Genomic DNA, 20,487 nt, shown 5'->3' on the forward strand with positions numbered 1-20,487 from the left:
GTCCCGTGGGGGTGCAGCCAGTGCCACCGCAACCAGCACAACCAGCGCAGCAGGCCCAACCAACACCACCAGCCGAGCCAGCCCAACCACCGTCGGTGATGGAGGGGCCGAAGGCGTTGGATGGGGGAGTCGTCGTTAAGCCTGCAAAAGCTCCCCCGAAGTCTGGCTGGCGCAAGCTTGTGCACGGGGTGACAGGCGGGCGCGTGAATCCGGGTGCTTCTCCCCGCGAGCAGGAGCTCAATGATCTCACCGAGTTGATCCGCACCCCGCTGCGTGGTGATTACCGGATTGCGGTGATGTCGCTGAAAGGCGGCGTGGGTAAAACAACAACGACGGTGGCATTGGGTTCTGTGTTGGCGGAAGAGCGCGGGGATCGCGTGATCGCGATTGATGCGAACCCGGATTTTGGCACTCTCGCGCAGCGTGTGGCGGCGGATGCGGCGGGTGCTGCGACGATTCGAGATTTGTTGAGTGCCCCGGACACCAACCGCTACGGACAGGTGCGCGCTTACACCACGCAGGGCACGTCACGCTTGGATGTGATTGGCAGTGAGCGCGACCCGGCAGTGTCAGAAGCATTCAGTGAGGCTGATTACCGGCACGCGGTGGATATTCTGCAGCACCACTACAACCTCATTCTCACGGATTGCGGGACAGGGTTGATGCACTCGGCGATGGAGGGCGTGCTGGATTTGGCTAACACGCTGATTCTGGTGACCTCACCCGCGTTGGATGGGGCGCAATCCGCGGCAGCCACCCTGGATTGGTTGAGTCTGCACGGCTATGACCGTTTGGCGGCGAATGCGGTCGTGGTTGTGTCCTCCCCATCCCCCAAGGTCGCGGTGTGTATGGATAGTGTGGTGGGGCACTTCGCCGCGCGTACGCGGGCAGTCCACGTCATTCCGTATGACGCGCATTTGGCGGAAGGATCTGGCATTGATGTTGCACGGATGCACCGGCGCACTCTGCGTGCCTACCGGGAGCTCGCGGCCACACTGGCCACGGATTTTCAGCAGTGGCACAAGCATGCGCGCTAGGCTGGGGGACCATGCGCGTAGCCATGTTGTCCATGCACACATCCCCGCTTGAACAGCCGGGGTCGGGTGATGCCGGCGGTATGAACGTTTATGTTCTGAATATCGCCCGTGAGCTTGCCGCTACTGGCATGGACGTGGATGTGTATACCCGCGCCACGCGGCCAAGCCAGGGGGATGTGGTGCAGGTGTGTGAGAACCTGCGTGTGATCAACATTGTGGCGGGACCGTATGAAGGCCTGGCTAAAGAGGAACTGCCTACGCAGTTGGCGGCGTTTGCTGGCGGGATCGTGCAGTTCACGCGGGATGAGGGGCTGGAGTATGACCTCATTCATTCCCACTATTGGCTGTCCGGCCAGGTGGGATGGCTCCTGCGGGATCTGGTCCGTGTGCCACTGATCCACACTGGGCACACGTGGGCCGCCGTGAAAAATGCGGCGCGCCTGGGCGCGGCTTCTGCGGATGATGCGGATTCGCCGGAGACAGAAGCGCGGCGTATCTGTGAGCAGCAGCTGGTGGACAATGCCGATGTCCTGGTGGTGAACACGCCTGATGAGATCACGCAGCTGGGCCGCCATTATGACGCGGACCCTGCCCGCATCCGCGTGGTCACTCCGGGCGCGGATACACGGATGTTCACGCCGGGTACGAACCGGAATACGGAAGTGGCTCGGCGTCATCTGGGTATTCCGCTGGATAGCAAGGTGATTGCTTTTGTGGGCCGGCTCCAGGAATTCAAGGGGCCACAGGTGCTCATCCGGGCGGTTGCGGAGCTGCTGGAGCGGGATCCGGATAGCAATGTGCGCGCCATCATTTGCGGTGGTGCGTCTGGTGCTGATGCGTCGGTGGATTATTACCGCGCGATGGCGCACAAGCTCGGTGTGGGCCGCAAGATTCGTTTCCTCGGTCCGCGCCCGCCGGAGGAGCTCGTGCAGATTTACCAGGCGGCAGACGTCGTCGCGGTGCCCAGCTACAACGAGTCTTTCGGGCTTGTTGCCATTGAGGCGCAGGCGACGGGCACCCCGGTCGTGGCCGCACGTGCGGGCGGGTTGCCCATTGCGGTGGCTGATGGGGAGACCGGTGTGCTGGTGGACGGCCATGACCCGGTCGACTGGGCTGATGCGCTAGAGCAGTTGCTTATCGACGACTCCGGGCGCATCACCATGGCCGAAGCCGCCGTCGAGCGCGCAGCGCAGTTCAGTTGGGCTGCCTCCGCTGCAGCGCTTGCGCAGGTGTACGGGGAGGCCGTGAAAGGATTTGAGCCCACTCCACAAAGGCGTGCAGTGGGCAATTAGAGCCAGGAACTGTTAGTTCAGTCCGTCGAGCGCGGCGTACACGCCTGTGTTCACAATGTTGTTGACGTGGGCGCCGGCGTAGTTGCCTACGGCGTTGGCCAGGGTGTTGCCGGCATCAGCGATCTGGTCCAGGGGTACACCGGCAACGGCAGCTGCCGCGCCGAGAACAGCGAAATCACGCAGGTCTGCGGCGATCACATCCACATCAGCAGTGGCGTTAGCTACTGCCTGGTCGAACTGCTGGCGTGGCGTAGGCTGCGCAATCATCTCCGGGGAGAGACCCGGGTTGTGCTCAGTGAAGTACCGGTTGAACTCCACTTCCTCATCCTTGATGGACATGAAGTCAGCACGGTTCCTATTCGGCGCAGCCGGGGTGAAGTAGTCATTCACCTTGCCCGCAGGCAGTGCATAGGCGGATTCAATCGCACGGTCAGCGCGCTGTGCAGTACCCAGTGGGCCAAGACCAAGCGAGGTCACGCCGATGATCTGCCCAGTGTTGGGGTCAAAGTTCACACCGCCGGAATCGCCGGTGGCGTAACCCAGGTTCAGGGACCACACGTTATTAGCCGTGTAGAACAGCTGGACGCCACAGGTGCGGCCCTTCGTGGAACCGTCCTTGCACACCGGCTGCGCGAAGTTATCCAGAGCAATCTCACCCGGAGCGAGCGTGCGGTACGTACGCACACCCGTCAAGGTGACAGGGGCGCTGGGTCCACGGTTGAACTGGTCGCGGGAGGAGGCGGAGCCGTCGGCCCCCGCGCCGTCGTCAAGCACCACAATGCCCCAGTCTTCCGCGCGCAGAGCTTTCTGCGTGGACTCGCCGAGCGTCTCGTACCCGCTGGGCAGACCGTTGGTGTGCACGAGGTCGATGGAACCGAGCTTCTTGTACCCGCCACGCACCGGCGCGTCGACGTTACGGCCCATGAGCATGCCGCTGACATCTTCAGCAACAAGGCAGTGACCGGCGGACACCATGATGCGCTGCTGTGTGCCATCCGGAAGTGTCACAGTGCCCACAGGGCCCTGGGTGCACACGCGGGCGAGCATGTCCGGATGCACGTCAAGGCCGGTGACCTCCTTGAAAGTTGCATTGCCGGGGCCAAACGGGGACGCCGCATCAAAGGGGCGCAGGCGCATGGGCGCGCCGGGAGCAGCAATGGCAGGGCTGGCCGTTGTTCCTTGATTACTCACTGGCTCAGCAGCGGCAGAAGGAGCCTGGGTAGCGGGAATGAGACTACACAGGACGGCGAAAACGATGGCGGGGGAGGAAAAACGACGCAAATTCACACCAGTTAATTTAGACCACAGGGGGCACATCTGGGGAATAACAGCGCCGGTAAGTTTTCGTACTACCCTATTTCGGTAGGGGAACCCCGTTTCACCGGCGAAGAAGCCGATGTTTTGGCATGCTGGGCAGTATGAGTAACGGAAAGCTAGTCCTTGTCCGTCACGGACAAAGCAAGTGGAATGAGTCCAACCAGTTCACCGGCTGGGTGGATGTGGATTTGACGGATAAAGGTGTGCAGGAAGCTATCAACGCTGGCAAGTTGATGGCCGAGAAAGGCGTCCTCCCGGACATCGTGTTCACCTCGCTGCTGCGTCGTGCTATTCGCACCGCCAATATTTCCTTGAATGCGGCTGACCGGCACTGGATTCCGGTTGTGCGCAACTGGCGTTTGAATGAGCGCCACTACGGCAAACTGCAGGGCCTGAACAAGGCTGAGATCCGGGACAAGTTCGGTGAGGAACAGTTCATGTCCTGGCGTCGCTCCTACGACACCCCGCCGCCAGAGATTGACGTGGATGACCAGTACGCGCAGACGAATGATCCGCGTTACGCATTCCTGCCTGAGGTCCCCCGCACGGAGTGCCTGAAGGATGTTGTGCAGCGCTTCCTGCCTTACTACATCGACGTGATCCTTCCAGAGGTACTCGAGGGCAAGACTGTCATGGTGGCCGCGCACGGCAACTCCCTGCGCGCTCTGGTGAAGTACCTGGACAACATCTCCGACGAGGACATTGCGGCGCTGAATATCCCGACGGGTATGCCGCTCGTGTACGAGATTGACGGCAAGGGCAAGGTGCTCAACCCTGGCGGCACCTACCTGGACCCGGAGGCAGCAGCTGCAGGTGCCGCTGCTGTTGCGAACCAGGGCAACAAGTAAGGCCTGCTTGTCCTGGTGAACACGGTTGTTGCCTTCCTTGCTGGAGGCCTCGTTGTTGCCCTCGCCGCTTATGGAGTAAAGCTCTTCAATGAACGGCGAGGGCCTCGTCGTGCTGCCCCGGGCCCGGATGAGAATCGGGTGCGTACGGTCAGTCAGATCCTGCACCTAGTCATCCAAAGCTCGCCGACAGGTGTGACTGTGGTGGGACGCAACGGTGACGTGATCCTGTCCAACGCGCGAGCACATGAGATGTCCATCGTGCATGACCGAGCCCTCAACCCGCAGGTGTGGGAGGTTGGTCAGCAGGTCTTTGAGGACCGGGAAACGCGGGTGCTGGACCTGAACATGAGGCATCGCTCGACGGGCAGTCGGGTGAACAACGTTCGCGCAGTCATCCAGCCAATGTCGTTGGCGGAGGATTCCTACATCATCGTCTACGCGGCGGATGAGTCGGAGAATGTGCGCATGGAATCAGCGCGCCGGGACTTTGTGGCGAATGTGTCGCACGAACTGAAAACTCCGGTGGGTGGTATGTCGTTGCTGGCAGAGGCGCTGCTGGAAGATCCGGATGATCCGGAGATGGTCAAGTACTTCGGCGACAAGCTCCTCGGTGAGGCTCATCGGATGGGCGCGATGATCACGGATCTGATCAATCTGTCCAAGCTGCAGGGCGCTGAGGCGTTGCCGGAGATGTCCCCGTTGCGGGTGGATGATCTGATTGATGCAGCGATTGAACGCAACCTCATCGTGGCGGATAACCATGAGATTGAGCTGACCCGGGGCGAGCGGAGCGACACGTTTGTCATGGGGGATAAATCCCTGTTGACTACGGCGTTGGCCAATTTGATTACAAATGCGATTAATTATTCGCCGAAGGGTCAACCGGTCAGTGTCACACACAAGCTTGTACGTGATTCGGTGGTGCTCATCCGTGTAACAGACCGCGGAATCGGCATTGCCCCAGAGGATCAGAAGCGCGTGTTTGAGCGTTTCTTCCGCGTGGACAAGGCCCGTTCGCGTCAGACGGGTGGCACTGGCCTGGGTTTGGCCATCGTGAAACATGTGGTGGCTAACCACGGCGGTAATATCAAAGTGTGGTCGCGCTTGGGCACAGGCTCGACGTTCACGATTGAACTTCCGGTTTTCGCTCCTGACTCCATGGCCTCAGCGGTGGTGCCGGAAGAAATTGAACAAATTGAACAAGAAAACCCAGATAAATAACCATCAGCTGCACCTGTGAAGCAGAGGTAGGAAGAATCGATGACATCGACCATCCTGATTGTCGAGGACGAGGAATCACTGGCGGATCCGCTCGCGTACCTTCTGAAGAAGGAAGGTTTTGAAGCCGTTATTGCGGTGGACGGTCCGACGGCATTGAAGAAATTCGAGCAGAACCAGATTGATCTGGTGTTGCTTGACCTCATGCTTCCGGGAATGTCTGGCACGGATGTGTGCAAGAAGCTGCGCGCCACGTCGGATGTGCCAATCATTATGGTGACGGCGCGTGATTCGGAGATTGACAAGGTGGTGGGCCTCGAGCTCGGCGCCGATGATTACGTGACTAAGCCGTATTCCACCCGTGAGCTCATCGCGCGTATTCGCGCTGTGTTGCGTCGTGGCAATGGAGCCGCCGAGGCCGCGCAGGAAGCGGAGGGCGATGATGTGCTGGTGGGCGGTCGCGTCCGCCTCGACGTGGAGCGCCACACGGTGTTTGTTGAGGATCAGCCGGTGGCCATGCCACTGAAGGAATTTGATTTGCTCGAGTACCTCATGCGTAACGCCGGGCGCGTGCTCACTCGTGGGCAGCTCATCGACAGGATCTGGGGTTCAGATTATGTCGGTGACACGAAGACTCTAGACGTGCACGTGAAGCGTCTGCGCACGAAGATTGAGAAGGAGCCTTCGCGTCCAGAGCAGCTCATCACAGTCCGCGGTTTGGGGTACAAGTTCGAGGCTTGATGCCCCTTGTAGGGGCATCAAGATAGTAGGGGCATCAAGATACTAGGGGGCATCAGGATTCAGCGGCGCGCGTCGCTGGGTGAACCGCCTTCGCATCCGCGGGGAGGGCGGCACGTGCTGCGCAATGCTTTTCGACGATCGCGTACGGCCCCTCCCCAATCAACTGCGTCAGCTCCGCCTTCATGGATTTCCACACCGGCTGCGCATCTGGCCCACCGTGACAGGCGGGATCATTGGTGCACCACCAGTCAAAGTCCTCACCACCGTTGCCCCACTGGCGGCGGTCATATTCACCGATAGTGGTACGCAGGATCTCCTGACCATCGCTGCGTTCCTGCCACTCATCCTCACGCGAAAATGGCACCTGCCAGCACACTTCCGGTTTAGAGCCAATGATGTTGCGCCCTTCTGCCATCGCCCATTGGTGCAAGGCACAACCGGCGCCGGTTTCGTGGCCGTGGCGGTTGGCAAAGATACACGCGCCGTCGATAAGCGTGGTCTTGAGCGAAGGTTCCTCTTCATCCTCATCCCACTCGAGCCACGGCTCAAGCTCCACTGGATCTCCTGCGGCGAGGTAGCTATCCACGCTGTCCGGACGGAGCTGCCAATATTTCGCGGGCATCGCCGCGACGGCGTTGTACAGATCATCCCGGTCTGTCTCATCGGACAAATACGCGCCGTGAATACAGCACCCCACCACGGGTAGATCCTCCGAAATGCCACGGCAGGTTGATGTGCCAAAGCGACACGACCACGTGGATTCCAGCCAGGTCAGATCGATACTGAAGTAGTGCAGAGGATCATCCGGGTGGATGAATTCGAACCACTCGCGGGGAAAGTCCGGCGGCAACTCATGGCCGGCGCGAATGGATTTCCCGGCGGGCGAATTTTTTGGAAAACCCAGAAATACAGGTTGGTTCACACTTGACCACGGTAGACGGTCTACTGTGGAACGCGTGCGACTAGGTGTATTGGACGTGGGCAGTAACACTGTTCACCTCGTAGCGGTGGATGCCGTGAGCGGTGGGCACCCAACCCCCATGAGTGATTGGAAGCAGTCTTTGAGGCTGGTTGAATTGCTCGATAAGAAGGGGGCTATCGAGGAAAAAGGCGTAAAAAAGCTTACCGACGCTGTTCAGGAAGCCGCCGACCTCGCCGGCAACCTGAAATGTCAGGAATTCCTCGCTTTTGCTACTTCCGCAGTGCGTTCCGCGACGAATGCGGATGAGGTCCTAGAACACATTGAGAATGTCACCGGCGTGAAACTCGATGTCCTTTCCGGAACGGATGAAGCCCGCTTGACATTCTTGGCGGTGCGTCGCTGGTACGGCTGGTCTGCCGGCCGGATTACCAACCTGGATATTGGCGGTGGCTCGCTGGAACTCAGCACTGGAAGTGATGAAGAGCCGGACATTGCTCGCTCCCTCGACTTGGGCGCAGGTCGCTTGACCCACGAGTGGTTCGACTCCGATCCACCATCAAAGCGCACCGTGAATACCCTGCGTGACTTCATTGATGCGGAACTGGCCACGGTTGCTGATGAGTTCCTCGCCCACGGCGAAGCCGGCCTGACGGTGGGCACATCAAAGACATTCCGCACCCTTGCGCGCCTTACCGGTGCCGCACCCTCCTCAGCCGGCCCATACGTCAAGCGCACACTGACCGCACCCGGCCTGCGCCAGCTCATTGCCTTTATCACCCGCATGACGGCAGCCGACCGCGCGGAACTCGAAGGCGTGAGCCCAGATCGCTCCCACCAAATTGTTGCGGGCGCGCTGGTCGCCGAAGCAGCGATGCGAGCACTTAAGATAGAGAAACTAGAAATCTGTCCATGGGCATTGCGCGAAGGCGTGATCCTCCGGCAGATTGACAAGGGATAGAAGCAAAAGGAGACGCTCAATTGGCTGACAAGCAACTCACCGTTGCCGAGTTGATGGCCCGGGCACAGAAAGAAAACCCGGACATCCAGCCTCGGCGCCGTCGCCGCCGCAGCCTCGAAGAAGGCGGCATCTCTGTCGCCGAACTCACCGGCTCGTTCCAAGCGGTTAACGCTCGCCCGGCTGAGCCTAAGCACTCCAGCGCTCCCATCGACGCTGAAAACACCCAGCGTGATGAACCCCAGGCTCACGCTTCTGCGAAGCCCGCTGAGGCCGAGAAGCCTCAGCTAAAGCCCGCTACTTCTGCTGAGCAGGCTGCTGAGAAGCCGAACGTCAAGGTAGTCAAGGTTGAGCCGACCGCGCCGACAACGCCGACCAAGACCCCTGAGGCCGAGGCTGAGCCGGCTCAGCCGGACGCTGCGAAAAAGGCTCCGGAGACCCCAGCTACGACCGATGCTGTGCCTGTGCGCCAGGTTGAGGTGGAGGACCAGAAGCAGAAGCAAGAGGCGAAGCTTGCCGAGAAACCGGTCGAGAAACCTGCCGCGGATACCGAAGAAACCCACGTGATCCCCGTTGTGCGTGAAACCCCGGCGCAGGCAGCGTTGGTGGCGCAGCCTAAGACTGAGCCACAGGAAGCTGTGGTGGCTCAGCGTGCCCACGAAGACGAGCTCGAGGACGAGTTTGAGGATGAGGCTGACGTCGACGAGTTCGTCGATGGAGACCTTGAAGATGAATACGAGTACGAGGACGACGAGGACATAGACCTCGAAGAGGACGCGTCTGTCAACCCGGTCATGCTCGTCCTCATGGTCTTCGGTGGTCTGCTGGTTGGCGTGCTCGTGTTCCTGGGCTTCCAGGCACTGTGGGAGAACTTCAACTCCATCGTGGTGAGCGTGCTCGCTGTTGTTGTGACGGCAGCCATCGTGCTGACCGTGCGCAGCATGAAGACGGGCCGCGATGGTTTCACGTTGGCCCTGGCAGCGCTAGCTGGTCTGGCCATGACTGTCGGTCCGGGCCTTATCACCGGTTTCTAAATAACCTCTGGCCACAGGCCCCTCGCAGAGGAAAATATCGCCGAGTTGCGTGCACTGTGGCACGCTAGTGCGCATGAGTAACATCGCAGTAATCGGTGCAGGCAATATTGGCGAGGCCCTGATTTCCGGCCTGGTGAACTCCGGAATCGACCCGGAAACCATCACCGCCACCAACCGCACCGCGGAGCGCCGCGAAGAGTTGGCGGGCCGTTATGGGATCAACACCACGGAAGACAATATTGAGGCTGTCACGGATGTTGATGTGTGCTTCCTGTGCGTGAAACCGCATGACATCACCACGGTTATTGAGGAGCTCTCGGAGCCCATCGCAGCATCAGATACCCCGACGGTGGTTGTGTCCATGGCGGCGGGGGTGACGCTGGAGACGATGACGGAGGCGTCGCATAGCGCAGGCACTCCCATCGTGCGCGTGATGCCGAATACCCCGATGCAGGTGGGCAAAGGCGTCTGTGTCGTCGCGTTTGGCAAGTATGTGGACGAGGACCAACAGGAACTAGTCACCGATCTGCTCGCTGCCGCAGGCAAGGTCGCCGTGGTTCCGGAGAAGCTCATCGATGCCGCGTCGACGATCTCGGGTTCCGGCCCCGCGTACTTCTTCCTCATTGCAGAAGCGCTTATTGATGCCGGGGTGGCCATGGGCCTGCCCCGCGACACCGCCACGCTGTTGGCTACTTCCACGGCCGAAGGCGCTGGCGTGATGCTGGCACATTCCGGCAAAACACCGGTGGATCTGCGTGCGGGCGTGAGCTCCCCGGCGGGCACAACCGTGCAGGCGATCCGTGAGTTGGAGGAGTCCGGCATCCGCGGGGCTTTCTATCGTGCGACGGAGGCTGCCGCCTCCCGCGCTGCCGAGTTGGGGGACTAGAAGCGGGTACGCCGAGGGGGTAATTTCAAAAAATCTTTCGTGTCCGGGAGGTCACTTCCACATCCTGTTGCAAGGTGTGTTCTACCAGCTGGAATGAAACAGTTGACCCAGAATGGCCCTTGAGGGAGCAGTGGGGATTTTGTGAATAGTGTGAATCTTTTCTTGCTTTTGAGTCGCATGTGACACTGGTTTCACGCTAAGCTCGTTCAAGCACGTGCGTGTTCATTCTGTGGGAGGGGAAGCCTACAGCGCGCACAGATGCTGGAGGTTAACTACACATATGGCAAATGAAGATAAGGGTAAGTTCCTGACCGTTGCTGAGGTCGCGGAGATTATGCGCGTATCCAAGATGACGGTGTACCGCCTGGTTCACTCCGGTGAGCTGCCGGCTGTTCGGGTTGGTCGCTCGTTCCGTGTGAACGAGAAGGCTGTCTCCGAGTACTTGGACTCCTCGGTCTACGACGTCAGCACCGACGTCGGATAGTTATCCCCAGAGGGCACGCCCCCTGGTTTGTGGAAGGGTCAGCTTCGGCTGGCCCTTCTAATATTTTTGGGATTGACCCGTGTTTAATCCCGTGATGAACGATTCCCACGTCTCGGGTCATTGTTCAAGATTCTGGGGATCGGGTCGTTTGCGGAGTAGTTTTCTAACACTGCTGGACTAAGGCAGTTTAAAAGCTCGAATATCTCTTTTCGGTATCGTCGACAGTCAATATCAATGAGGGACTCTTGGTGTCCGATTCTGTTTCGGAGCAGGACGACATGGTTCATGATGAGACTGGCTCGATCAGGGGAAATAGACTTTGGGCCTGAGGAAAGTGCACGAACTGTAATCTCTTCATAAACGCGTTTGCAGTCGTTGTAATTAGTCTCATTGGGGTAGAACTTGTACGAGCCATCGGGTAGCTCCTCGGGATCGCGGTAGAAGAAGTTGTTTTTCCATTGAGTGAGAGTTACTTGCGCAACCACATCATCTCGAGTGATTGACTGTCCTTTTCTAGGGTGGTTACCGATAAAGAGTCCATCCCCTTCATCGCGTAACTTTTTGGCCTCGAGGGCCTTCCTGAGTGCATCCTTTGCAACAGACGCCGCGACCTTTGACAGGGGCTCTCGGACGTTCACCCGAGGGTGTCTGATCCATTGTTTATTGCTTTGTGGGCGCTGTTCCTCGCTCCATTCATCGACTGCCTCGCAGATCTTGTTTCGCAGAACGACCTCAAAAATAGAAAGCAGGTTCCACATGGCGCCAGAAAGCTCTGCGTCCCATTTATAAAGCTGCAGCGCGCGTCCTGCGTGGTTTCCCATCTGTGATAGATACTTCTCCATGCGTTGTTTCCCCAACGCAGTTACAACAGATTGTTCGTTTCTGCTTCCGTGCATGACTGTGACTCCCCCTAGCCTTCATCTTTGGCTCTTGATGTAGTTTACCTTTTGCGCTATCCTTCTTAGCGAGAGAACGGCTAGGGCCAGAAGGGCCCTTGAACCGTTCCGGTAGAGAGGGCCACGTCCGAATACCGGCTTTGTGCCGAAGCATCGGAAGGGGTCCTTTCGTTTTGTCCTATTTTTGGGATTGACCAAAACCGGCGGTAAACTCAAAACCCATTCGTGCCGGATGTTCGGCCCGCGCGTTGGGAGTGCACCCCGTGCGCACCAGGTGAAGACCCAATGGTTTTCACTTGGGTCCGGGTCCGGCGGGAACTGTACGTACAAAGAGAAGCGAGGTAACCCATGGGTTCAGTGATTAAGAAGCGCCGCAAGCGTATGTCCAAGAAGAAGCACCGCAAGATGCTGCGCCGTACGCGCGTTCAGCGTCGTAAGCTCGGCAAGTAAGCCGTTGCTGGTTGCATAACCTTGGATTCCCGTTCACCTGGTGAAGGTGGGCGGGTTTTCTTTTGGTTTGGGGCCAGCCCCAGTGTCCGCGTGCCCTTAACTCCCCGGAATCGTGCACGGATCCCTCTAAAACCCTAGGACTGCCCTTAAGCCCCCGGAATCGTGCACAAAGAACCTTACTTCTTCCTCCGGGCGGCTTTCCACCCCTTCGCCAGGGCCACCACCCCACCGGCAACCAACAAAGGAACGAAGGCCTCGGTGAAGGCGCGACGGACCGGACGGTAGTCGCGGATGAGCCAGCCATTTTTCTCGGCGTGTTTGCGTAGTTGGCGGTCAGGGTTGATGGCTACGGGGGTGCCAACGAGGGAGAGCATGGGGATGTCGTTGACGGAATCGGAGTAGGCGGTGCACTCCTTGAGGTCTAGGCCCTGGGCTTCCGCTAGTGCTTGGACGGCGTGGGCTTTGCCGGGGCCGTGGAGGATGTCGCCGACGAGGCGGCCGGTGAATTTGCCGTCTTTTTCTTCGGCGACGGTGCCCAAGGCGCCGGTGAATTCGAGGCGTCCGGCCAGTGCTTGTCCGACTTGGACCGGGGTGGCGGAGACGAGCCACACTTGTTCGCCGGCGGCGATGTGCATGGCGGCGAGTTCGCGGGTGCCGTGGTAGGTGCGGTCCACCAGGTGGTTTTCCACGATGTCGGTGCACAGTTGCGTGAGTTCTTCCACGCTTTGCCCCTTGACCACACTGAGTGCTTTTTCCCGGCCTGAGGCCATGGCGTCGGGGAGTTCGGAGCCGAAGACGCGGTAGCGAACTTGGGCGATGAGGTAGGGGAAGATATCCCCAAGTTTGATGTAGCGCCGTTTGAACAGTTGGTAGCCAAGGGCGATGAGGGAGTTGCCTTGGATGAGGGTGTTGTCTACGTCGAAAAAGGCGGCGGCGGTGACGTGTTGGGGGATGTCGGGGTCGGGGGTGGTGATGCGGATGCCACCGGCTTCGACGGCGGCGCGGGCGGCGGCGAGGCCGGCTTTGCGCTGATGGTCATCGTCGATGGGCGGGAGTGCGGTGCTTTCGATGAAGCGGCGCACGTTGCCCCGCGAGTGGGACCACTGTGAGCGGGGTCCATTGATTGGGCTCACGGGGTGTGTCCTTTCGGTCGTGCTGGTGGCGGTAGCCTAGTCCATCGTAGGCGCCCAACGCGTTGGAGAGGGGTTGGAAGGTGCTGGTTGAACTCATGGTGCGTGCGACGTGCGGTTCTTGTGAGCGTGTGGCCGCGCAGATTGAGCCGGTTGTCGCGGATGCGGGTGCGCAGTTAGTGCTTATCGACGTCGACGGGGACCCCGAACTCGCCACCGAATTCGGCGACCGCGTTCCCGTGGTGGTCATTGATGGTGAGGAATTCGCGTGTTGGGAAGTGGATAACGCGGAGCTTGCCGCGGCACTTCAAGGGTGATGGTGTAGGCGCCAGTTTTTTATTTCCGGCTGCTCAATTTAAGGTGTAACTACCACATGCCGTCGGCACTGCTATTCATATGGTCCCCTGAACGCTGATTCGGAGGATCTAGCAGGCGCGACGGCTGCCCTGTGAATTTTTAGGTTCACCCAGTTTTAGCAGTCTGTTTTAGAAGAGATTTGTGTCAATGACGAGTGCCTCCACGCCCTTAGCCGCGCCCAAAAAGGCAGCTACCGCTAGTTCTGGCGACCCAGAATTGGCTGCTCTGCGGGGGAAGGTCATTTTCGTTGGCGCCGGTCCGGGCAATCCGGATCTGTTGACTATCCGTGCGCGTGACGTGCTGGAGCGCAATGCCGTTGCGGTTGTTGATCCGGATGTGTCCGCAGGCGTGCGTGATGTTGTTGGTTCGGTGCTTCCTGTCCCGGCGGAGAAGCTTGAAGCGGCTGCAGCTGCTTATGAGGAGATGTGCGCCAAGGCGAAGGAAGCCGGTGCGCGCCGTAAACCGGCTAAGCCGGCTGATCCGACGGCGGCGGAGGTGTCGGAGTGGGCGCCGGATGGGGAAGGGATCGTCGAAAAGCTTGAGGCTGCTTTGGATGAGGCGGCTGCTGCGATTGATCGCGGTGATGCGGGCGATGGTGACGTGATTCGACTTGTTGCGGGTAACCCGTTGACCCGAAATGCTGTCATGCAGGAGATTTCTGCTGTGGCGGCTGCCGGGATTGAATTCCAGGTTGTGCCGGGCATGTCGTTGCCGTCGACCGTGCCGTCCTTTGCGGGCATCGCGCTGGGGTCCACGTACACCGAGGCTGACCTGGCTAATGAGCCGATTGATTGGGATGGCCTGGCTGCCGCACCGCAGCCGCTTGTGCTTCAGGCGGAAGTTGAGCACCTGCCGGTGATCAGTGCGGAGCTCACCGCGCGGGGCTTTTCCCCGGAAACTCCGTTGACGGTCACGGTCAACGGTACGACCCGACTGCAGCGCACGTTTGATGCGACGTTGGGCACGGTGGGCAAGCTGGATGCGGATTTGGATGGCACGCTCGTTGTCACCATCGGTACCGCGGTGGATGACCGTTCGAAGTACTCCTGGTGGGAGAACCGCCCGCTGTACGGCTGGCGCGTGCTGGTCCCGCGTGCGAAGGAGCACGCCGGGCCGATGAACGCGCGGTTGAACTACTACGGCGCTATCCCACAGTCTGTGCCCACGATTTCTATGGAAGCGCCGCGTAACCCGGCGCAGATGGATCGCGCGATCAAGGGCATTGTTGAGGGCCGCTACCAGTGGATCGTGTTCACCTCCGTCAACGGTGTGGATGCCGTGTGGGACAAGTTTGAAGAACTCGGGCTGGATGCGCGCTCCTTTGCTGGAGTGCACCTGGCGGCAGTGGGGCAAAAAACCGCTGATGCGATTCGTGCCCGTGGCATGATCCCTGAACTGGTGCCACATCGCACGAAGCAGACCGCCCAGGGCCTGGTCGATGTCTTCCCGGATTACGTGGAAGAGATCGATCCGGTGGGCCGCGTGCTGCTCCCGCGCGCTGATATTGGTGGCGACGTTTTGGTGGAAGGCCTCAAGGAGCGCGGCTGGGAGGTGGACGATGTGGTGGCGTACCGCACCGTCCGTGCCGCCCCGCCGGCACCGGAGGTGCGCGACATGATCAAGACTGGTGGTTTTGATGCCGTGTGCTTTACCTCCGCATCCACCGTGAAGAACCTGGTGGGTATCGCCGGTAAGCCACATGCCCGCACCATCATCGCCTGCATTGGCCCTATGGCCGCGGCGGAAGCCAAGGAACAGGGCCTGCGCGTTGATGTTGTGCCGGAATCGGCTGACGTACCATCCCTGGTTGATGCGTTGGCTGAGCATGTTGCTGGACTGCGCGCCGCTGGCCAGCTGCCGCCGCCGCGCAAGAAGCGTCGCGCGCGCCGTTCTTAAGCCTCTAAGCTCATTTGTCAGCTCGGAGATTCCGGGACTGGAAGGATCAGTGACTTCATCACTATGACCACACCTGATCGGGGCACGCCCCCAAGCCACATTGCCCCAGCTGCTGCCGAGGAGCCGGGGAAGCCGGAGGCAGTGCGCCTGTTTGTGCTCACCGCCATTGTCATGCTGTGTGGTGAGGTGATTCACCAGATGTTCTCCGTAGCTGCGGTCCTGCTGGATCCATCCGCGATGATTGAGCAGGCGAAGCAGGCTCGTCCATCCGCGGTGAAGGAGGTTGGAGATGCAAACATGATGCTGCTTGCGTACGCTTCCGTGGGCATTGCGGCGCTGTTTGCCTTAGCCATCGTGGTGGTGCTGGCTATTGCGGTGCGGGCAGTGGCTAAGCAGGCCTCTTGGGCGGAAAACGCACTGAAGTTGCTCATGGTTTTCGGCGGTTACTTCGCCCTACGCGTCATGCTGATCTTTGCAGTGCCAGTCAGTGGCAGTGCTGTACCGACACCACTGATTGCTTTAGATGGGGCGATGCAGATCATCGCGGGAGTGGCCGGCGTGTGCGCCATTGTTTTTGCCACCCAGGATGAGGTGCGCAAGTGGACAGCCAAGCCCAATACCTCAAAGGATGCGAAGACACCGCACGGCCCCAAGTGATCTGAGGCAGACTAAAGACCATGGCCGGTATGTTTCCCACGATGGTGACGGATCCGAATGATCCAAACCGCAATCACAGGTCCTCAGCGTGGACAGCAGGGCAGGGCTGCCCACGCAACCTGCGTGTGGCGTTCTATCTCATCTGCACCGCGGGTGTACTGATGCTGCTCACCGCGTTCACGCTGTTGTCCAACGGATATCCCGGTGATGACGTGATCCATGATGTGAGCAAGCTCTTGGGTGATGTCGCCGACGAAGAATTTCGCCAAAGGTACATGACCAACATGCGGGTCACGGCGTGGGGCAGCATTATTCTCACGCTGTGGCTGGTGTCCGCAGCAGCGTATCTCCCCAAAGGTAGCCGTACCGCGCGCCGTTGGGCTGGTGTGGGCGTGGCTTTAACGTGTTTCTTGCACTTGGCGTCGTTTGTGGTGCAGTTAACGGCGTGGGTGTCCATGGTTGTGGTGGTTCTGCTGGTTGTGGCTATGCTTCTAGCGTTTCGTCCGGATTCAAACGCGTATGTGGATGAGATGAGTCCACGCTTCCAATGAAGCCAAGAATGAAGCCAAGAATAAAGAGCAAAGAGTAGCCATGACCAACCCAGAGAACAACGGTGAACACCCGGACCCGGTGACGGAGTCCCATGAGCAGCTTGGCCGTTCCATCCAGGATGCGATGGATGCTGCGCGTGAGGCGGGTATTGGCGTGGAAGAAAAGCCGGGGGAGGCATCCGTTTGGTTTGCGGCGGATGTTGAGGACAGGCCACATGTGTCCTATTCCTTCGTGTTGAAGAATCTGCCACCGGCGCCGGATATTGACATGGTTGAGGCCGCGGTGGAAGAGCTCGACGGGGTGGAGTGCCGTGTGGTTCATCCGCGTAAAACGGCGTGGGTGACGGCGACGGTGGATACGAGGCCGGGGGTGATCGTCGATAAGTTTGCGGAGCTTGGCATTGAGGCTTCGTTGACTGATACGTCGATGTTCCGTTACGCGGCGGCGGTGGAAAGTGCTGAGCATTATGTGCGGCGTAAGGCAACAAAGGATGTTCCGATTCAGTTGCGTCGTCGCCGTCGTTCAGCACAGCGTTCCTTGGATCGAGCGCGGCAGGCGGGTTTCGGTCCGCGGGCGCGACGCGAGGAGGCGCAGCGGAAGAACCAGAGCAAGGACCCGGTGAAGCGGGACAGGAAAGACGATGTTCTGTACACCGCACGTGATCTGATTACGCCGGCGCGCATGTGGGTTGCGCTGGTGCTCACTCTTCCGGTGTTGGTGCTGGCGTATGTTCAGGCGGCGCAGTTTGATGGCTGGCAGTGGATTGAGCTCGCCTTGGCCACCCCGGTAGTCACGTGGTGTGCGTTTCCTTTCCACCGTGCGCTGGCGGGTGGTGTGCGGCGCGGTATTACGGCGCTTGATGGCGCGAGTTCTGTGGCCATCATCATTGCTTATTTGTGGTCCGCCGCGGTGATTCTTCTCGCGCCGACGGGGCAGCGTGGTGGGCATTCAGGGTTCACGTGGTTTGCTACGACGTTGGGTACGGATCATGGCCCCGAGTTGTTCCTGGATGTGGCGTGCGGGATCACGTTGTTGCTGCTCATCGGCCGGAGGTATTCCATTCGTGCGCGCCGGTTGTTGATTGATGAGATGGCGGATCAATCACTCAACCCGGAGGTTGAGTACATCCGCATTAATAAAATGCGTGGGCGCGCGGAGATTGATAAGGAGCTCATCCCGGTCGCTGAGATCAACCGCGGCGATGACATTGTGGTGCATGTTGGTGAGGTCATTCCTGCTGACGGCAAGGTCATCGGTGGCAAGGCTCGTTTGAAGCAGGGGCTTATCGACGTCCACGAGCCCAACGACGTCAAAGTCGGCTCTACCGTCTATGCCGGTTCCGTGATTGAATCCGGGGAGATCAAGGTGCGTGCGCAGCGCACCGGCCATGCAACGCGCTGGTTGGTGGTGATGCAGTGGCTGCGGGATGTAGAGGTACGTCAGCGGTATGCCTCGGTCCAGTATGCCCAGAGTGCTGCACGGCTGTTGCCGGTATCTATGACCGTGGCCTTTTTCAGTTTCATTTTGTGGGGCTTGATTTCGGGCGATTACAACGCGGCTTTGCGTACTTCTTTGGCGGTTCTAGCTGGCGTCGCACCGGTGGCGTTGGCATTGTCCCCAGCGTTGGCGCTGCGGTTGGGTATTGAGTCCGCGGCGCGCAACGGTGTGTTGTTGCGTGATGGTAATACGCTGCGTTCGTTGGAGACGGTGGACACGGTTGTGTTCAACCGCGTGGGCACCCTGGCAAAGTCCCAGATGTGTGTGGAAACGGTGACACCGGCGGAAGGGGAGAGCGAGGAGATGATCCTCCGCATCGCCGGTGCGGTGTCCATGGAATCGGACACCCCGGCCGGGCGCGCGCTGGTGCAGGGGGCACGTGAGGCGAAGACTCAGACGGACAACAATCCGGATCTACCCACGCGCTATGAATTGGTGAATGTGGCCACGGAGCCGAGCGGTGATGTGAGCGCGCGCGTGAATCTGGTGTTTGTGGATGAGGAGGGCCGTGAGACATCCACCCAGGTTGATGCCTTGTTGTGGCGGCCGGTGAATCTGTCTCACCTGCGTGGCCGTTTGGCGGTGGCTGCCACCTCGGGCGGTACCCCCGTGGTTGTGCGGTGGAAGGGCAAGGACCGTGGCGTGATCACGTTGTATGACCCGTTCAAGGACGACGCCGATGAGGCTGTGTCCCGCTTGGAGCAGATGGGCGTGGAAACGGTGATGCTCACGCGGGATACGTACCCGGTGGCTCGTCGTTTTGCGGATTTCTTGGGTATCTCCAACGTGCTGGCGGGTATTACGAATAACCGGAAGGCCGGGGCAATCCGCAACCTTCAGGCGGCGGGGGCGGAGGTCGCTTTGGTCGGTGATGCGTCCGTACGTGATGCGCTGCGCGCAGCAACGGTGAGCATCATGTATGCGGATTCGGAGGAGCTGGAGTTTTCCCGCCGTCGCGGGCGCACGGTGTCTGCGGTGTTGTTGCGCCATGATGTGATGGCGGTGCCGCAGCTTGTGTCGCACGCCCGCAAGGTGTGTGAGGTCATTGACCGCAACTTGGCGCTGGCGTGGATCTACAACGGCCTCATGTTGGTGTGTGCGGTGGCCGGTGTCATTCCGCCGATCGCGGCAACCGTGCTCATGCTTGGTTCTTCGCTGCTCATCGAGGGGTTGTCTATGCGCGCGCGTAGTTTCCCGAATGAGGATCGCGTGGAGCCGGAGACTATTTCTGAACTGGTCAACGGAGAGAACAATGGCTAAAACAAACATCGCTGTTATCGGTGCCGGGTTGGCAGGGCTCACCGCGGCCAAGCACATTAGGGGCGCGAGCGTCGATGTGTATGAAGCAACCGATCGCATCGGCGGCAAACTCCATACCGTCGCATTCGAAGGTGGCCCCACGGACATCGGTGCGGAATCTTTCATTCCCACCGACGTCACGCGCGCATTCGTCGAGAAGCTCGGCCTCACCGGGTCCCTCGTCGAACCCAGCGATGCGCCAACCATGCTGTGGGATGGCAAGGAGCTTTCGCTTATCGACGTCCCCCGCACCACCACCTTCCGCCACGGCCTCCAGGAGCTAACGGAGAAGCTCGCGGAGGAATCCGGTGCTGATATTTACATTGATGCGTTCATCTCCGGCATCACGCGTGCGACGGATAAGGAAAGCGGCAAAGAGGGCTTCCGCCTCAAAGGTGGGGAAGACAAGCTGTACGACCACGTTGTCCTGGCTGTGCCGGCACCGACCGCCGCGCTTTTGCTCAAGCAAGTGGATGCGGATGCTGCACAAGCGTTGGCGAAAGTGAAGTTGGCCAACAGGGTTGTGGTGGGCATGCGCTTTGCCACCGGCGAGGGCTTGCCAGAGGCTGCGGAGATCCGCATTGTGGACGGTGGGGACGGTGCGCAAGGCGTCCATACCGAATCTTTCGTGTTCTCTTCCCAGCGTTGGCCACATCTCGCGCAGCGCGAGGGTGCACTGGTCCGCGCAACTCTCAATGCCGAAGCGCATGCGGATGAGGATGACCTGGTGGATTGGGCCCTAGATGACCTGACAAAGGTCACCGGCTTTGATGGCCGTGCTGCCGGACTGGAAGAAATCTACGTCCAACGCTGGTTCGGTGCCTTCCCGGAAGCCACCGATGCCAACAAGGCTGCGGCCACCGAAGCAGACGAAATGATCGCGCAGATCCCCGGTATCTCTGCAACCGGCGCATGGGTAAGCGGCCCCGGCATCCCCAATGTCATCGCCCATGCCCGTGCGACCGCGGATGAAGTGCCCACTGCGTAGATCGCTTCAACCCCGTGTAGTTTTGGGTGCC

20 protein-coding genes are annotated in these 20,487 nt (G+C 59.8%); 16 read left to right on the forward strand and 4 right to left on the reverse strand.

Features of this window, described 5'->3' with window-relative positions:
* Positions 1-20 precede the first annotated feature (20 nt).
* Together QP968_RS08475 and mshA are read left to right on the forward strand one after the other, a co-directional pair.
* The gene (locus QP968_RS08475) at positions 21-1,037 is read left to right on the forward strand and encodes a MinD/ParA family ATP-binding protein (RefSeq protein WP_284855972.1); all 1,017 of its coding nucleotides are present in this window, start codon (positions 21-23) and stop codon (positions 1,035-1,037) included.
* Positions 1,038-1,048: 11 nt separating this feature from the next.
* Positions 1,049-2,329 (forward strand): D-inositol-3-phosphate glycosyltransferase, encoded by a 1,281-nt coding sequence (gene mshA / locus QP968_RS08480; RefSeq protein ID WP_284855973.1) that lies wholly within the window; start codon positions 1,049-1,051, stop codon positions 2,327-2,329.
* A 12-nt stretch (positions 2,330-2,341) separates the two neighbouring features.
* Here the strand turns inward: mshA and QP968_RS08485 are convergent, their stop codons facing one another.
* The gene (locus QP968_RS08485; protein WP_284855974.1) at positions 2,342-3,616 is read right to left on the reverse strand and encodes a chymotrypsin family serine protease; all 1,275 of its coding nucleotides are present in this window, start codon (positions 3,614-3,616) and stop codon (positions 2,342-2,344) included.
* A gap of 131 nt (positions 3,617-3,747) precedes the next feature.
* On the opposite strand from QP968_RS08485, the gene QP968_RS08490 reads away from it, so the two are divergent.
* From QP968_RS08490 to QP968_RS08500, 3 genes are read left to right on the forward strand one after another with little or no spacing between them, the layout of a single operon-like run.
* Positions 3,748-4,494 carry a phosphoglyceromutase gene (locus QP968_RS08490; protein ID WP_284855975.1) on the forward strand — a complete coding sequence of 249 codons (747 nt, stop codon included), beginning with the start codon at positions 3,748-3,750 and terminating at the stop codon, positions 4,492-4,494.
* Between the two features lie 15 nt (positions 4,495-4,509).
* Entirely contained in the window at positions 4,510-5,715 is a 1,206-nt protein-coding gene (locus tag QP968_RS08495; protein WP_284855976.1) for a sensor histidine kinase, read from the forward strand.
* A gap of 39 nt (positions 5,716-5,754) precedes the next feature.
* A complete protein-coding gene (locus tag QP968_RS08500) occupies positions 5,755-6,453 on the forward strand; it encodes a response regulator (protein WP_284855977.1) in 699 nt (232 codons plus the stop codon).
* Positions 6,454-6,505: 52 nt separating this feature from the next.
* Here the strand turns inward: QP968_RS08500 and QP968_RS08505 are convergent, their stop codons facing one another.
* Complete coding sequence (locus QP968_RS08505) at positions 6,506-7,375, reverse strand: DUF3109 family protein (RefSeq protein WP_284855978.1); 870 nt, start codon at positions 7,373-7,375, stop codon at positions 6,506-6,508.
* Positions 7,376-7,409: 34 nt separating this feature from the next.
* Between QP968_RS08505 and QP968_RS08510 the strand changes: the two genes are divergently transcribed.
* The 4 genes from QP968_RS08510 to QP968_RS08525 all read left to right on the forward strand — a co-directional run bounded on the left by QP968_RS08510 (position 7,410) and on the right by QP968_RS08525 (position 10,734).
* Positions 7,410-8,333, forward strand: coding sequence for a Ppx/GppA family phosphatase (locus QP968_RS08510; protein WP_284855979.1), 924 nt, complete (start codon positions 7,410-7,412; stop codon positions 8,331-8,333).
* A gap of 20 nt (positions 8,334-8,353) precedes the next feature.
* A complete protein-coding gene (locus QP968_RS08515; protein ID WP_284855980.1) occupies positions 8,354-9,364 on the forward strand; it encodes an Rv0497 family membrane protein in 1,011 nt (336 codons plus the stop codon).
* Positions 9,365-9,437: 73 nt separating this feature from the next.
* The gene (proC, locus tag QP968_RS08520; protein ID WP_284855981.1) at positions 9,438-10,250 is read left to right on the forward strand and encodes a pyrroline-5-carboxylate reductase; all 813 of its coding nucleotides are present in this window, start codon (positions 9,438-9,440) and stop codon (positions 10,248-10,250) included.
* 280 nt (positions 10,251-10,530) lie between these two features.
* Entirely contained in the window at positions 10,531-10,734 is a 204-nt protein-coding gene (locus QP968_RS08525) for a helix-turn-helix domain-containing protein (protein ID WP_284855982.1), read from the forward strand.
* Positions 10,735-10,817: 83 nt separating this feature from the next.
* On the opposite strand, the gene QP968_RS08530 is transcribed toward QP968_RS08525, so the two are convergent.
* Positions 10,818-11,576, reverse strand: a complete 759-nt coding sequence (locus QP968_RS08530) for a hypothetical protein (RefSeq protein WP_284855983.1) — start codon at positions 11,574-11,576, stop codon at positions 10,818-10,820.
* A gap of 402 nt (positions 11,577-11,978) precedes the next feature.
* Between QP968_RS08530 and QP968_RS08535 the strand changes: the two genes are divergently transcribed.
* Entirely contained in the window at positions 11,979-12,080 is a 102-nt protein-coding gene (locus QP968_RS08535; RefSeq protein WP_003855542.1) for a 30S ribosomal protein bS22, read from the forward strand.
* Positions 12,081-12,256: 176 nt separating this feature from the next.
* Here QP968_RS08535 and QP968_RS08540 read toward each other — a convergent pair whose 3' ends face one another.
* Positions 12,257-13,213 carry an HAD family hydrolase gene (locus QP968_RS08540; protein WP_284855984.1) on the reverse strand — a complete coding sequence of 319 codons (957 nt, stop codon included), beginning with the start codon at positions 13,211-13,213 and terminating at the stop codon, positions 12,257-12,259.
* Positions 13,214-13,308: 95 nt separating this feature from the next.
* On the opposite strand from QP968_RS08540, the gene QP968_RS08545 reads away from it, so the two are divergent.
* The 6 genes from QP968_RS08545 to QP968_RS08570 all read left to right on the forward strand — a co-directional run bounded on the left by QP968_RS08545 (position 13,309) and on the right by QP968_RS08570 (position 20,456).
* Complete coding sequence (locus tag QP968_RS08545; RefSeq protein ID WP_284856017.1) at positions 13,309-13,527, forward strand: glutaredoxin family protein; 219 nt, start codon at positions 13,309-13,311, stop codon at positions 13,525-13,527.
* A gap of 187 nt (positions 13,528-13,714) precedes the next feature.
* Complete coding sequence (locus QP968_RS08550) at positions 13,715-15,463, forward strand: bifunctional uroporphyrinogen-III C-methyltransferase/uroporphyrinogen-III synthase (protein WP_284855985.1); 1,749 nt, start codon at positions 13,715-13,717, stop codon at positions 15,461-15,463.
* A gap of 63 nt (positions 15,464-15,526) precedes the next feature.
* A complete protein-coding gene (locus QP968_RS08555; protein ID WP_284855986.1) occupies positions 15,527-16,120 on the forward strand; it encodes a hypothetical protein in 594 nt (197 codons plus the stop codon).
* Between the two features lie 20 nt (positions 16,121-16,140).
* Positions 16,141-16,671 (forward strand): hypothetical protein, encoded by a 531-nt coding sequence (locus QP968_RS08560; protein ID WP_284855987.1) that lies wholly within the window; start codon positions 16,141-16,143, stop codon positions 16,669-16,671.
* Between the two features lie 40 nt (positions 16,672-16,711).
* Entirely contained in the window at positions 16,712-19,429 is a 2,718-nt protein-coding gene (locus QP968_RS08565) for a heavy metal translocating P-type ATPase (RefSeq protein ID WP_284855988.1), read from the forward strand.
* Complete coding sequence (locus tag QP968_RS08570; RefSeq protein ID WP_284855989.1) at positions 19,422-20,456, forward strand: FAD-dependent oxidoreductase; 1,035 nt, start codon at positions 19,422-19,424, stop codon at positions 20,454-20,456. Before QP968_RS08565 ends, QP968_RS08570 begins: the two co-directional genes overlap by 8 nt.
* Positions 20,457-20,487: the final 31 nt, after the last annotated feature.

Origin of the sequence: Corynebacterium sp. MSK041, assembly GCF_030232265.1 — a bacterium.
Taxonomy (GTDB): Bacteria; Actinomycetota; Actinomycetes; order Mycobacteriales; family Mycobacteriaceae; genus Corynebacterium.